Below are 12,771 nucleotides of genomic sequence, written 5' to 3'. Positions count from 1 at the left end.
CTGACCGAGAGAGACCTGCCCCATGAGCATTCCCCTACGTGTGCTGTTCGTCGAAGACATGGAAGAAGACGCCGTGCTGATGGTGCGCGAACTCAAGCGCGGCGGCTTCGAACCCACCTGGCAGCGGGTCGACGATGAACAGGCCCTGTTGGCGGCACTGCACGAGCAACGCTGGGACATCGTCATCTCGGATTACTCCATGCCCATGTTCAGCGGCGTGGAAGCCCTGAAACTGGTCAAGGCCGACAACGACCAGACGCCGTTCATCATCGTCTCCGGCGTCATCGGCGAGCAGACCGCAGTGGAGGTGATGAAGGCCGGCGCCCAGGATTACTTCCTCAAGAGCGCCATCGCCCGCCTGCCGCACGCGGTCGACCGCGAACTGCGGGACGCCCAGGCGCGGCGCAAGCAGCGCGCCAGCGCCCAGGCCCTGCGCGAGATGCAGGCGCGCTTCAACGCCTTCATGAATGCCGCGCCGATGCCGACCTGGATCAAGGATTCGCAGCTGCGCTACAGCTACGTCAACCCGGCGCAGTCGGCCTTCTTCGGCATGACCCCGCATGACATGGACGGCATGACCGACGCCGAGCTGATGAGTACCGGCGCGGCCCAGGCCTCGCAGGAGTACGACCGCAAGGTGCTTGACGAGAAGGTCGAACTGCATACCCAGGAAACCATCTTCGACCACAACCACAATGCCCGCATCCTCGATGTGGTGCGTTTTCCCATCAGCGGCGAGGGCAAGGGCGACATGGTCGCCGGGCTGGCCATCGACGTCACCGAGCGCGAGCAGTCGCGGCGCGAGCTGGAGCTGGCGATCCAGCGTCAGCAGTTGCTATCGTCGCGGGTGATCGAAGTGCAGGAGCGCGAGCGCCAGCACCTGGCGCGCGGCCTGCATGACGACGTCGGTCAGTCCCTGACGGCACTCAAGATCAACCTGGAAACCATCAAGAAGACCGGCACCCTGGAAGGCCCGTCGCTGCAGAACGGCATCGATATCGTCACCGCCGTGCTGGCCCAGGTGCGCAGCCTGTCGCTGGACCTGCGTCCGCCGCAGCTGGACAACCTGGGCCTGATCGCCGCCCTGCGTTCCTACGTGGAGCAGAAGTCCAAGCTGGCCAACGTCAACGGCTGGTTCGAAAGCAGCGGCCACGACGGCGAGTTGCACCATGACATCGAAAACACCGCCTTTCGCATCGTGCAGGAAGCGGTCACCAACATCCTGCGTCACGCCAGGTGCCAGAACATCTGGGTCAAGATCGACCGCCAGCAGGACCAGGTCTATCTCAGCATCCGCGATGATGGTCGCGGCTTCGACATCGAGCGTGCCCGCAGCAACGCCATTTCCGGCACCAGTTTCGGCCTGCTCAACATGGAAGAGCGGGCCGTGCTGGTAGGCGGTTCCATGAATATCACTTCAGCGCCCGGCGCAGGGACGGAAATCGTCATGCACCTGCCGGTCGCCCCTATCGTCAGGAGGTTGTAATGCTTACACGAATCATGCTGGCCGACGACCACGCGCTGGTGCGCAGTGGCATCAAGGCATTGCTGACCGCCATGCCCGGCGTGGAAGTGGTGGGCGAGGCGTCCGATGGCGCCGAGGTCATCGAGATGATCCCGCAGCTGAAACCCGACCTGGTGCTGCTGGACATCGCCATGAAGGGGATGAATGGCCTGGAAGCGCTACGTCGCCTGCGCGGCGAATACCCCACCATCCGCTTTTTGATGCTGTCCATGTACGGCAGCGAGGAATACGTGATGCAGGCCTTGAATGCCGGTGCCAACGGCTACCTGTTCAAGGACTCCGCCGCCACCGAGCTGGAAAAGGCGCTCTACGAGGTCAAGCACGGCCGCCAGTACCTGGATTCCCACATCTCGCGCGAGGCCCTGGACAACTACATGAAGCGGGTCGCCCAGAACGGCACGCCGGTGGAGGTGCTGACTCCGCGCCAGCGCGAAATCCTGCAACTGATCGCCGAGGGCAACAATACCAAGGAGATCGCCTATCAGCTCAATGTCAGCGCCAAGACCATCGAGACCCACCGGGCGCAGTTGATGGACCGGCTGGATATCCGCGATGTGCCGGGCCTGGTGCGGTACGCCATCCGGACCGGGATTGCCACCCCGGACAAGTGACAGCTTCACCTGGTTAAGGAAAAATCTGATTTTTTTTGAAATCGCCTGTGCAATAATCCCCTGACAGTACCGGGATCGGCGTCGGTACTGGTGTTCCAGCGAATCGCCGATGCTGGAAACTAGGGGAGGGCAGTTCCCGACGTCCCTGACGTCTTTCGGTGGTGGCCAGATGTGGTCGGTCCGGCAAGAATAGTTCCAGCTTGAAATTTACTGAAGAAAGCGATCCATCCATGGATATCGAGCAATATGACATCATCCTCGTCGACGACAGCCCGGAAGTGGCCGAGTTGACTCGCCTGGCGCTGGGCAGCCGCAAGCTGGCCGACAAGCTGACCTGGTTTGCCGATGCGGAACTGGCCGAGGAGTTCTTCTTCCAGGGGGAATATGCACACCGCAAGGACCTGCACCCCTACCTGATCCTGCTCGATCTGAACCTGCCGCTGATGAGCGGTCACGATTTCCTGAAGATCATCAAGTCCAATGCCGCCACCTCGCACATCCCGGTGGTGATGTTCTCTTCCTCGGACGACCAGCGCGACATCAACCAGAGCTATGAACTGGGCGCCAATGGTTACGTCGTCAAGTCCACCGATCCCAAGGAATTCATGGGCACCGTGGTCGATACCGGCATCTACTGGCGCAATCGCAACCGCCCGGCACGCAACGGTGAAGATGCCCCGGCATCTCCGGCGGCAGCGCCCTGAGCGGAGCGACCGGCCGGCAGGCCCTTGTCCCAACGAAAAAGCGCGGCTGTGACCGCGCTTTTTTCATGCCGTGCTGCAGGCCGAGACCGTGGACGGGTGGAGGGGCCAGGCCCCGGGGTTTCATCCCGGAAATTGCCGCAGGCCATCCAGGTCGTTGATGGTGATGCTGCCGTAATCCACCTTCAGCAGGCCGGCCTTTTCCAGTACCTGCAGGGCCTGGTTGGCGCGCTGGCGCGAGGTGCCGGAGAGATTGCCGACTTCTTCCTGCGAAATCTGCAGGTTGCGGCCGATGCCCGGGTTCAGGTAGGGATTGAAGAGGGCCGCCAGGCAGCGTGCCACGCGGGCATCCGGCTCCAGCATGCGGTCGTATTCCACCAGCGAAATGAACAGCGCCAGGCGCTCGTTCAACTGCGTCACCAGGAAACGGTTGAAGGGGATGCTGTTGTCCAGCAACCAGATGTAGGTGGCCTTGGGCATGTACAGCAATTCGCTCTCGCGCAGTGCCACCACGTCGTACTTGCGCGGCTCGTCCTTGAGCAGCGAGCCTTCGCCCAGCCAGCCGCCATTGGCCATGCCGGCGAAGGAGACAGTCTTGCCCTCGGGCGAGACGCTGCTCATCTTCAGCAAGCCTTCATGCACGCCGATCCAGTGCGCCACCGGGTCACCCTTGCGGCAGACGTAGCCGCCAGCGGCAATCTTGCGGCTGACCACTTCGGATTCCACCCGGGCCAGTTGCTCTTCGGTCAGCGCCTGCGCCCAGATGCTCTTGGACAGCATGCGTCGAATTGATGTCTCCATGATGATGCGTCGCAATATCGAAAGTTTGTCAATTGTCGGTGAGATGACATCCACTGGCAACCTCTCACTCTACTATCATCGCAAAAAAGGCCTGAACCAAACCCAGGCCAATCATAGAGACAGGACAGCTGGCATGCCCGACACAATGACTGCCGCAGTAAGAGCAGCGTAAGCCTGGCAGCACAGACTGATCCGACACCGGATTCGCCTCGATACACGGAAAAGTGAACGGGCGAATCTTTCGAACCTGCACAAGAAGGTGGGAAGATGGTGGAGACGAGACAAGACAACCAGGCCGCGACCTTTCCGCGGCTGCTGCAGGCGCATGCCCGCCAACGCCCCGAGCGGGCTGCCTTCCGCGAGAAGGACCTGGGCATCTGGCAGACCACGACCTGGCGCCAGGTGGCCGACGAGGTGCGCAGCTTTGCCTGCGGCCTGGCGGCCCTGGGCTTCAAGCGTGGCATGAGCCTGGCCATCATCGGCAACAACTGCCCGCGCCTGTACTGGGCCATGAGCGCCGCGCAGGCGCTGGGTGGCATGCCGGTGCCGCTGTACCAGGACGCACCGGCCGCCGACATGGCCTATGTGCTGGCCGACGCCAACGTCGACTTCGTCATGGCCGAAGATCAGGAGCAGGTCGACAAGGTCTTCGAGATCAAGGAAAACCTGCCTCGCATCGCCCACGTCATCTATGACGACGAGCGTGGCATGCGCAACTACCACCAGCCCGAGCTGCTGTCCTTTGCCCGCGTGCAGGAACTGGGGCGCGCCTACGAGCACGCCCATCCCGACTTCTTCGAGAAGGAAGTCGCGGCCGGCTCGCCCGACGACGTCGCCATCATCCTCTATACCTCCGGCACCACCGGCAAGCCCAAGGGCGTGTGCCATTCGCACCGGGCCATGATCACCACCGCCACCACGCTGGTGGAGTTCGATCATCTGGACCAGGACGACGACATCCTGTGCTACCTGCCGCTGGCCTGGGTGGGTGATTTCCTGTACTCCTTCGCCCAGCAGCACGTCGCCGGTTTCTGCCTGAACTGCCCGGAGTCGCCCAATACCGTCATGACCGACCTGCGCGAGATCGGCCCGACCTATTACTTCGCGCCGCCGCGCGTGTATGAAAACATCCTGACCCAGGTCATGATCCGCATCGAGGATGCGGGCTGGCTCAAGCGCAAGATGTTCCATGGCTTCATGCGCGTGGCGCGCCGGGTCGGCATGCGCATCCTGGATGGCAAGCCGGGCGTGTCGCTGATGGACCGGCTGCAATATACGCTGGGCGACCTGCTGGTCTACGGGCCATTGAAGAACGTGCTGGGCATGTCGCGCCTGCGCGTAGCCTATACCGGCGGCGAGGCCATCGGCCCCGACCTGTTCGACTTCTACCGCTCCATGGGCATCAACCTGAAGCAGCTCTATGGCATGACCGAGACCTGCGTGACGGTGTGCATGCAGCCCTCGGGCGACGTCAAGCTCGATAGCGTGGGCCGGCCCATGAAGGGCGTGGAAGTGCGCATCGACGACAACGGCGAAGTGCTGGTGCGTTCGCCCGGCCTGATGAAGGAATACTTCAAGCGCCCCGACGCCACTGCCGAGGCCATCGACGCCAACGGCTACTTCCACACCGGTGACGCCGGCTTCTTCGACAGCGACGGCCACCTCAAGATCATCGACCGCGCCAAGGATGTCGGCAAGATGGCCTGCGGCAGCATGTTCGCGCCCAAGTACATCGAGAACAAGCTGAAGTTCTTCCCCTTCATCAAGGAAGCGGTGACCTTCGGCAACGGCCGCGAGCAGTGCATGGCCTTCATCAACATCGACATGGATGCCGTGGGCAACTGGGCCGAACGGCGCAACCTGCCTTACAGCGGCTACACCGACCTGGCCGCCAATCCGGCAGTGTACGAACTGGTGCGCGAATGCGTGGAAAAGGTCAATGCCGACCTGGTGGCCGACCCGCTGCTGGCCGATTCGCAGGTCCATCGCTTCCTGATCCTGCACAAGGAACTCGACCCCGACGACGAAGAACTGACCCGCACCCGCAAGGTCCGGCGCGGCTTCATCGCCGAGAAGTACGCGGTGCTGATCGAGGCGCTCTATGACGGTCGCGCGTCGCAGTACATCGAGACCCAGGTCAAGTTCGAGGATGGCCGCCAGGGCATGATCGCAGCCGACCTGAAGATCGCCGAGGCCAAGACCTTCAAGACGCTGCAAAGCGCCGCCTGAGCAGCACGCAGTCCCGTCCCGGGCGCCCGCAAACGGCCCGGCCAGCAGCGTAGCCCGACCAGACCACCGCTGAATGAATACGACCATGAAACGACACCTGTCTTCCGAAATCCTGCCCTCGGGCCTGCCGCCCGTGACCAGCCCCGATGAAGAAGCAGCGGCCGTGGCCGCCAACGGGCGCCGCATCGGCGAGGTCATCCTGGACCTGCAGAACATCTCGCTGTCCTTCGGTGGCGTGAAGGCGCTGACCGACATTTCCTTCGATGTGCGCGAACATGAAATCCGCGCCATCATCGGCCCCAACGGCGCCGGCAAGAGCTCGATGATCAACGTCATCAACGGCGTCTACCATCCACAGAAAGGCCAGATCCTCTATCGCGGCCAGCCGCGCCTGGGCATGCATCCCAGCGCCATCGCGCGCCAGGGCATTGCCCGCACCTTCCAGAACATCGCGCTCTTCAAGGGCATGACGGTGCTGGACAACATCATGACCGGGCGCAACACCAAGATGCGCTCGGGCCTGTTCTCCAACGCCCTGTGGTGGGGCGCGGCCCGCAACGAGGAAATCGAACATCGCCACAAGGTGGAGGAGGTGATCGATTTCCTGGAAATCCAGCACATCCGCAAGACCCCGGTGGGACGCCTGCCCTATGGCCTGCAAAAGCGCGTGGAGCTGGCGCGGGCGCTGGCGGCCGAACCGCACATGCTGCTGCTGGACGAACCCATGGCCGGCATGAACGTGGAAGAAAAGCAGGACATGTGCCGTTTCGTGCTGGATGTGAATGACCAGTTCGGCACCACCATCGTGCTCATCGAACACGACATGGGCGTGGTCATGGATATCTCCGACCGGGTGGTGGTGCTGGACTACGGCAAGAAGATCGGCGACGGCACGCCTGACGAGGTGATGAGCAATCCCGAAGTGATCAAGGCCTACCTGGGGACCTCGCACTGAGTCCGGGATCGGCGTGCAGTCAATAAATAATATAAATAATAAAAACAATATCGAAGGCGGTAGCAAGGAGACGATATGCAATTCTTCCTCGAAGTCACCCTGAGCGGACTGCTCTCCGGGTTGATGTATTCACTGGTGGCCCTGGGCTTCGTGCTGATCTACAAGGCCTCCGGGGTGTTCAATTTCGCGCAGGGGGCGATGGTCTATTTCGCCGCGCTGGCGGTGGTGGGCCTGATGGAGAAGGGCATGCCGATGTGGGCCGCCATCATCGGCGCCTTCGTGGTGATGATCCTGGTGGGCCTGGCCACCGAACGTTTCGTGCTGCGCAAGCTGGTCAACCAGCCGCCGATCACGCTCTTCATGGCCACCATCGGCCTGACCTTCTTCCTCGAAGGCCTGGGGCCCTTGCTGTTCGGCAGTGAAGTGCGCCCCATCGACCTGGGCATCGTCGACGAACCGATCCAGTCGGTGATGGACAGTGTCGGCATCGGCCTCTCCAAGTTCGATCTCTTTGCCTCGGGCATGGTGGTGGCGCTGGTGGCGGCGCTGGCGCTGTTCTTCCAGAAGACCAAGGTGGGCCGGGCGCTGCGGGCCGTGGCTGATGACCACCAGGCCGCGCTGTCGCTGGGTATCCCGCTGCAGCATATCTGGGCGGTGGTGTGGGGCGTGGCCGGTTTCGTGGCGCTGATCGCCGGCCTGCTCTGGGGCTCGCGCAACGGCGTGCAGTTCGCGCTGACCATGACGGCGCTGAAGGCCTTGCCGGTGCTGATCCTGGGTGGCTTCACCTCGATCCCCGGGGCGATCGTGGGCGGGCTCATCATCGGCGCCTCCGAGAAGCTGGCCGAAATCTATATTCCGCCGGTGATGCAGGATGCCTTCGGCGGCAACTTCGGCGGCATCGAAGGCTGGTTCCCGTATGTGTTCGCGCTGCTGTTTTTGCTGGTGCGGCCGGAAGGCCTGTTTGGCGAGCGGCATATTGACCGTGTATGACAAAGTGCTGATTCCAACTGTTTCAATATGGATCGATTGAATGAGACGGCTTGCACCTCAGGCCACCGTTCGGACTGAGTAGGCCCATCAGGGCCGTATCGAAGCCTGTCCTGAGCCTGTCGAAGGGGCGCTCCTGCGCTTGCTGACGGCGCGCCTTCGATACGCGGCTGCGCCGCTACTCAGGACGAACGGTGCCAGGTGGATTGAGCAAGAGCAGGAACAAGGAGAACATGATGCTGTACCGTGAAGCAGGACAATTCAAGACAAGCTACATCGCCGACAGCCAGATCTTCCCGATCCGCCAGGATCGCATCATCTTCACGCTGTTCATGGTGTTCGCCTTCGTGGCCGTGCCGCTGCTGGGCAGCGAATACTGGTTCTCGGCCATCCTGGTGCCGTTCCTGGTCTTCGCGCTGGCCGCACTGGGATTGAATGTGCTGACCGGCTATGCCGGCCAGCTGTCGCTGGGGTCGGCCGCCTTCATGGCGGTGGGGGCCTACGCGGCCTACAACTTCCAGTTGCGGGTGGAGGGCATCCCCATCGTCGCCACGCTGCTGCTCTCGGGCGGGTGCGCGGCGCTAGTGGGCGTGCTCTTCGGGTTGCCTTCGCTGCGCATCAAGGGCTTCTACCTGGCCGTGGCCACGCTGGCGGCGCAGTTCTTCGTGGTGTGGGCGCTGACCAAGTTCCCCTGGTTCTCCAACAACAGTTCCTCGGGCGTGATCAGCACCCCCAAGATCGATTTCTTCGGCATCGCCATCGACACCCCCGTGCGCAAGTACCTGTTCGTGCTGGCCGTGGTGAGCGTGCTGGCGCTGGTGGCCAAGAACCTGGTGCGTTCCTCCACCGGGCGCGCCTGGATGGCGGTGCGCGACATGGATGTGGCCGCCGAGGTGATCGGCATTCCCCTGATGCGCACCAAGCTGACCGCCTTCGCCGTCAGTTCCTTCTACTGCGGCGTGGCCGGGGCACTGTATGCCTTCTGCTACCTGGGTTCGGTGGAACCGGACGGCTTCTCGCTGGACCTGTCCTTCCGCATCCTGTTCATGATCATCATCGGCGGCGTGGGCAGCATCCTCGGCTCCTTCCTCGGTTCGGCCTTCATCCTGCTGCTGCCGATCTTCCTGGACAACGCGCTGCCGCCGCTGGCCGCGCTGCTGCACCTGCCGTTCACCAATGCCACCGTATCGCACATCCAGATGATGGTGTTCGGCGCACTGATCATCTTCTTCCTCATCGCCGAGCCGCACGGGCTGGCGCGGCTGTGGCAGATCGCCAAGGAAAAACTGCGTCTGTGGCCGTTCCCGCACTGAGGGTTCGTCGAGTGACGCAACACTGCATCAAGGTAGGCGGGGGCCGGATCACCGGCGCCCGATAAAAGTCGGCAACGACAACATAAAGGAGACGAGACCATGAAGACCATGAAGCATCTCAGGCAGCTGGTAGTGGCGACCGCCTGTGCCGCCAGCCTGCTGTCGGCGGCGGCCCCGGCGCTGGCCCAGACCAATGACCAGTTCATTGCCATCCCCAGCTACCGCGTCGGCCCCTACGGGACCAATGGCCAGTCCTACTACGGCGGCTATGTCGATTACCTGAACTACGTCAACCTCAAGGAAGGCGGCGTCAACGGCGTCAAGCTGTCCTGGGAAGAGTGCGAGACCGAGTACAACAACGCCAAAGGCGTGGAGTGCTACGAGCGCATGAAGAACAAGAACACGGTCACCCACGGCACGGCCATCAATCCCATGGCCACCGGCATCTCCTACGCCCTCATCGACAAGACCGCCGAAGACAAGGTGCCGCTGGTGATGATCGGCTATGGCCGCACCGATGCGGTGGACGGCTCGGTGTTTCCGTATGCCTTCCCGCTGGTGACGACCTACCAGATGCAGGTCTCGGCCATCGTCAAGTACCTGGCCGGCAAGAACAATGGCTCGCTGGCCGGCAAGAAGATCGTCTTCCTGTACCACGATTCGGCCTATGGCAAGGAGCCCATCGTGGCGCTGCAGGCCGAGTCCTCCATCGGCAAATTCAAGCTGGTGGAAATCCCGGTGGCCCACCCCGGCAACGAACAGGGCGCGCAGTGGCTGCGCATCCGCCAGGAAAACCCGGACTACGTCATCTTCTGGGGCTGGGGCGTGATGAACCAGACCGCGCTGAAGGCGGCGCAGAAGGTCGGTTATCCACGTGACAAGATCGTCGGTTCCTGGTGGGCCGGATCGGAAGAAGACACCATTCCGGCGGGCGAAGCCGCCAAGGGCTATCTGTCGGCGACCTGGAACGTGGCCGGCAAGGATGTCCCGGTGATCGCCGATATCGACAAGGTGGTCTATGGCGCGGGCAAGGGCAACATGCAGGACAAGAACAAGATCGGCTCCATCCTCTACAACCGTGGCGTGTCGGCCGCGATTGCCACCGTGGAAGCGGTGCGCACCGCCCAGGACAAGTTCGGCAAAGGCAAGGTCATGAGCGGCGAGCAGGTGCGCTGGGGCTTTGAGAACCTCAACATCACCGATGCCCGCCTGAAGGCCCTGGGTGCCACCGGTCTGCTGCCGGAGATCAAGACCTCCTGCGAAAACCACGAAGGATCGGGCAAGGTGAAGATCCAGCAATGGGACGGCAGCAAGTGGGTGCTGGTGTCGGACTGGATCGAGGGTAACAAGAACCTGATCCACCCGCTGTTCAAGGCTTCCGCTGCGAAATACGCAAAAGAAAAAGGCATCACTCCTGCCTGCATGAAGTAGGCGCTTGCGCCGGCGGCCTTGCTCGTCTCCCACCGCCGCCGGTGCTTTTTTGGAAATGCGACAGACCATGAATGCCACACCGATTCCGACCAGTGCCAGCACCGTCCACAGCGCAGCCGCCCCGGCGGTGGCCAAGGCATTGGCCATCAACAATATCGAAGTGATCTATGACCATGTGATCCTGGTCCTGAAGGGCGTCTCGCTGGATGTGCCCGAAGGCAAGATCGTGGCCCTGCTGGGTGCCAACGGTGCCGGCAAGAGCACCACCCTCAAGGCCATCTCCAACCTGCTGCATGCCGAGCGGGGCGACGTCACCAAGGGCAGCATCGAGTTCCGGGGCGAGCGGGTGGACCGCATGACGCCCAATGACCTGGTCAAGCGCGGCGTGATCCAGGTGATGGAAGGGCGCCATTGCTTCGGTCACCTCACCGTGGAAGAGAACCTGCTCACCGGGGCCTATACCCGTGGCATCAGCCATGCCGAGGTGAAGCATGAACTGGAAAAGATCTACGATTATTTCCCCCGCCTGAAGGTGCGGCGCAAGTCGCAGTCCGGCTATACCTCCGGTGGCGAACAGCAGATGACGGCGATCGGCCGCGCCATGATGGCCAAGCCTTCGATGATCCTGCTGGACGAGCCCTCCATGGGGCTGGCGCCGCAGATCGTGGAAGAGATCTTCGAGATCGTCAAGGACCTGAACAGCAAGGAAAAGGTCTCCTTCCTGCTGGCCGAACAGAACACCATGGTGGCCCTGCGCTATGCCGACTTCGGCTACATCCTGGAAAACGGCCGGGTGGTGATGGAAGGCGCAGCCCGCGAGCTGGCCGATAACGAGGATGTCAAGGAGTTCTACCTGGGCGTGTCCGGCGCCGGGCGCAAGAACTTCCGTGACATGAAGTTCTACCGCCGCCGCAAGCGCTGGCTGGCGTAAGGGGAGGGCCTCATGTCCGATCCCATCGAATTCATGCAGCAGCTGGATGCGCTGGAACGACGCGATCCGGCCCAGCGCGAAGCGCAGCTGATGCAGGCCTTGCCATCCCTGCTGGCGCGCGCGCAGGCCGCACCGGGCTGGGCGCGCATCCTGGCGGGCATCGACGCTGCGGCCATCCGTTCGCGCGCGGACCTGGCGCAATTGCCGGTCACGCGCAAGTCGGACCTGAAAGAACTGCAGACCCGCGAAAGCCCCTTCGGCGGGCTCAACACCACGCCGGCACGCCAATTGCGGCGGCTGTTCGTCTCGCCCGGGCCGATCTACGATCCCGAAGGCCACGCGGCCGACTGGTGGCGCTTTGCCAGCCCGATGAAGGCGCTCGGCCTGCAGGCCGGCCACATCCTGCAGAACTGCTTTGCCTACCATTTCACGCCGGCGGCCTTCATGGTGGAAGGTGCGGCGGCCCGCCTGGGTTGCGCGGTCATTCCGGCCGGCATCGGCCAGACCGAGCTGCAGGTCAATGCGATGACGGCCCTGAAGCCGGATGCCTATGTCGGCACGCCGTCCTTTCTCAAGATCATCATCGAGAAGGCGCAGGAAATGGGCGCCGACATCTCCAGCGTGCAGCGTGCCCTGGTCAGCGCCGAAGCGTTGCCGCCGTCGCTGCGCCACTGGTTCCATGAACACGGCGTACCGCAGGTGCTGCAGCTGTATGCCTCGGCCGATATCGGCAATATCGCCTACGAGACCATGAGCGACGGCGCCGTACATCCCGGCATGGTGCTGGACGAATCGCTGATCCTGGAAATCGTGCGGCCCGGCACCGGTGATCCGGTGGCCGAGGGCGAGGTGGGCGAGGTGGTGGTGACCTCCTTCAATCCCGACTATCCGATGATCCGCTTCGGTACCGGTGACCTGTCGGCGGTGGTACAGGGCATCTCTCCCTGCGGGCGCACCAATACCCGCATCAAGGGCTGGATGGGTCGCGCCGACCAGACCACCAAGGTCCGCGGCATGTTCGTCCATCCCTCGCAGGTGGCCGATGTGCTGCGCCGCCATGGCGACGTGCTGCGGGCACGGCTGGTGGTGTCCGGCGAGATGGCCAATGACGTCATGACCCTGCATTGCGAAGTGGGTGATCCGGCTGATCCTGCGGTCGATGTCACGGCGCTGGCCGGTAGCCTGCGTGATGTGACCAAGCTGCGCGGCGAGGTCCTGCTGGTGGCGCCGGGCAGCCTGCCCAACGATGGCAAGGTGATCGAGGATGCGCGCAAGTACGAATGAATG

11 protein-coding genes are annotated in these 12,771 nt (G+C 62.8%); 10 read left to right on the top strand and 1 reads right to left on the bottom strand.

Annotated elements, in window-relative coordinates:
• Window positions 1-22: 22 nt before the first annotated feature.
• The 3 genes from HFRIS_RS13390 (at window position 23) to HFRIS_RS13380 (ending at window position 2,840) form a co-directional block, all read left to right on the top strand.
• Window positions 23-1,486, top strand: coding sequence for a hybrid sensor histidine kinase/response regulator (locus HFRIS_RS13390; RefSeq protein WP_006463910.1), 1,464 nt, complete (start codon window positions 23-25; stop codon window positions 1,484-1,486).
• A complete protein-coding gene (locus HFRIS_RS13385) occupies window positions 1,486-2,136 on the top strand; it encodes a response regulator (protein ID WP_039875663.1) in 651 nt (216 codons plus the stop codon). The genes HFRIS_RS13390 and HFRIS_RS13385 overlap by 1 nt, the downstream gene beginning before the upstream one ends.
• A 230-nt stretch (window positions 2,137-2,366) precedes the next feature.
• Entirely contained in the window at window positions 2,367-2,840 is a 474-nt protein-coding gene (locus tag HFRIS_RS13380) for a response regulator (RefSeq protein WP_006463908.1), read from the top strand.
• A 120-nt stretch (window positions 2,841-2,960) separates the two neighbouring features.
• Here the strand turns inward: HFRIS_RS13380 and HFRIS_RS13375 are convergent, their stop codons facing one another.
• Entirely contained in the window at window positions 2,961-3,638 is a 678-nt protein-coding gene (locus tag HFRIS_RS13375) for a Crp/Fnr family transcriptional regulator (protein WP_039875661.1), read from the bottom strand.
• Window positions 3,639-3,905: 267 nt separating this feature from the next.
• Between HFRIS_RS13375 and HFRIS_RS13370 the strand changes: the two genes are divergently transcribed.
• From HFRIS_RS13370 to HFRIS_RS13340, 7 genes are all read left to right on the top strand, one after another.
• Window positions 3,906-5,867, top strand: a complete 1,962-nt coding sequence (locus HFRIS_RS13370; protein WP_006463906.1) for an AMP-dependent synthetase/ligase — start codon at window positions 3,906-3,908, stop codon at window positions 5,865-5,867.
• A 73-nt stretch (window positions 5,868-5,940) separates the two neighbouring features.
• Window positions 5,941-6,822, top strand: coding sequence for an ABC transporter ATP-binding protein (locus HFRIS_RS13365; RefSeq protein WP_039875658.1), 882 nt, complete (start codon window positions 5,941-5,943; stop codon window positions 6,820-6,822).
• A 75-nt stretch (window positions 6,823-6,897) separates the two neighbouring features.
• Entirely contained in the window at window positions 6,898-7,812 is a 915-nt protein-coding gene (locus HFRIS_RS13360; protein WP_006463904.1) for a branched-chain amino acid ABC transporter permease, read from the top strand.
• 233 nt (window positions 7,813-8,045) lie between these two features.
• The gene (locus HFRIS_RS13355) at window positions 8,046-9,122 is read left to right on the top strand and encodes a branched-chain amino acid ABC transporter permease (RefSeq protein WP_006463903.1); all 1,077 of its coding nucleotides are present in this window, start codon (window positions 8,046-8,048) and stop codon (window positions 9,120-9,122) included.
• A 99-nt stretch (window positions 9,123-9,221) separates the two neighbouring features.
• Window positions 9,222-10,553, top strand: coding sequence for an ABC transporter substrate-binding protein (locus HFRIS_RS13350; protein WP_006463902.1), 1,332 nt, complete (start codon window positions 9,222-9,224; stop codon window positions 10,551-10,553).
• Between the two features lie 67 nt (window positions 10,554-10,620).
• Window positions 10,621-11,484, top strand: coding sequence for an ABC transporter ATP-binding protein (locus tag HFRIS_RS13345; protein WP_006463901.1), 864 nt, complete (start codon window positions 10,621-10,623; stop codon window positions 11,482-11,484).
• 12 nt (window positions 11,485-11,496) lie between these two features.
• Window positions 11,497-12,768, top strand: a complete 1,272-nt coding sequence (locus HFRIS_RS13340; protein WP_006463900.1) for a phenylacetate--CoA ligase family protein — start codon at window positions 11,497-11,499, stop codon at window positions 12,766-12,768.
• Window positions 12,769-12,771: the final 3 nt, after the last annotated feature.

Source organism: Herbaspirillum frisingense GSF30, from assembly GCF_000300975.2.
Taxonomy (GTDB): Bacteria; Pseudomonadota; Gammaproteobacteria; order Burkholderiales; family Burkholderiaceae_D; genus Herbaspirillum; species Herbaspirillum frisingense.
The sequence above is the reverse complement of the archived record's forward strand: the minus strand, read 5'-3'. Positions and strand labels throughout refer to the sequence as shown.